Raw genomic sequence first — 1638 nt, 5'->3', positions numbered from 1 at the left:
TTATAGTACCCTGCACTATACTCTGCAGAATGCGGCAATACTGGATCATTCATTTTCCAATGTACTCCTGAGATTTTAGCTCCAATTGGCACGCCAAAGACTTCATCAAAATGTTTATGGGCGAATTTAGAGATTTTTGCAAGATGCTTTTCGAGTGCTCCTTGATACCACTGCATAAAGTCGTATCCAAATTGTGTATCGATTGCTCCGCCCCTGGTGAAAAATTCATCCCCGTTTCCTGGCGGCTGTATCTCATTCCAGTTTTTATACGTTTTGCCCCACGCAGCATTTAATTTTTTTATCTTTGAATATTTTTCCCTCATGGTAAGCCTGAAGTCCCGTTTCGCACCTTCTGTATAAACTTGAAGCTGTCCCCTTTCAGGATAATCCCAGCCATCAGCATTTTGATAGGAGGGATATCGTAGTTCCCCAGCTGGTCCTGCACTTAAATATATTTTAGCTATTAAACCCTTCTTATCAGCAAAGTTCTCTGCAAAGGATTTATACAATTCGTTGTACTGATCGGCTGTACCTTCCCACCAAGGAGCAAGTACCTCCTTATTCCAGAAACCACTTTCACTCTTGAATGCCATGTTTTCTAGAGTGTCTTTATTCCAGAGCCAACTCGGGATGGAATAGTTACAATCATCCCCCACATTACCGCCGCATTGATGTGTAGACAAAATGGGCACCCATTTTAAACCGGAAGCTTTCACAGTTTCCGCATATTTTTTATAATAGGACCAATCAAACTGATTATCTTTTTTACTCTCGACTAATCCCCACCAAATATCTGTCGTTATTGCATAAACTCCATTTTCCTTCAACTGAGTTAGCTGTGCCTCAAATGCCTCCCAATCTGTTATTTCGCCCAATGGAGCCATTACATAAAGCTTGTAATCTGGTTTTACTTCACCTGATCCAGGTGAAGTACTTGATAAAGGAACAAAATACAGCATAAAGGTAAAAACGCCAACAGATAATTTGTTCATAAAAATGCCAACCCTTCCCCAATAACTTTTTTCATTTGTGCACCATTGAAATCGTTTATATTCACTTCGTTTAATAGAGGTATTCCTTTACTGAAAATTATATTTGTTTTGGAAATATTTATCAATTATTCCGTCAGTGGAATTTAGTTTAACGCTCCGGAAAGAAAAAATGGATAGTCTAAGAGACTATCCAGAGCAGCGGGCCATCTATATTTTTATAAAACTGCAAATGCGGGGGATACCAGCGACTAGCCATAGGAAGCGCTGCAGCAAAACTTGCACCAGCCACTCCGAGCAAAATCCCAATTAAATAGAGCTCGGCTAGACTTCCTCCGAATTCGTTAATGGTCAAAATTTAATAATTTCATTCCCTTTTTCTTATATAAATTGAATGATATTGTGGTTTACTTAGGTGATGTAATGTTTAACTTTTCAGTTATGGAAGGGCATATGCCAAAGCCAATAAGCTTTTTTTCTAATATTTTCCATACAAAAAAAGAGAAACCTAATGCTTTAGCTTCTCTTCCAGATTATAAATAAACCCAACTATGATTGAGTGTGTTTACAGTTTAATTTGTCCGTTAATTTTCGCTTTCTGCAGGCGGTCCGCCCTCGGAGCCATTGTACCTACGGGGTGTCTCCATTG

The 1638-nt window shown here is 39.0% G+C and carries 1 protein-coding gene and 1 pseudogene; both read right to left on the bottom strand.

All coding sequences use genetic code 11. The features are described 5' to 3' along the window. Positions 1 to 992, bottom strand: a 992-nt coding sequence (locus ACFVSH_RS26380) for a family 14 glycosylhydrolase (protein ID WP_387708769.1), incomplete at its 3' end; no start/stop codon positions are given. 223 nt (positions 993 to 1215) lie between these two features. Next, positions 1216 to 1329: pseudogene (locus ACFVSH_RS26375) on the bottom strand (MFS transporter); the annotation flags it as partial. Between the last annotated feature and the right edge of the window lie 309 nt (positions 1330 to 1638).

The sequence above is a fragment of the Peribacillus sp. NPDC058002 genome, from assembly GCF_042886655.1.
Lineage (GTDB): Bacteria > Bacillota > Bacilli > Bacillales > DSM-1321 > Peribacillus > Peribacillus aracenensis.
The sequence above is the reverse complement of the archived record's forward strand: the minus strand, read 5'-3'. Positions and strand labels throughout refer to the sequence as shown.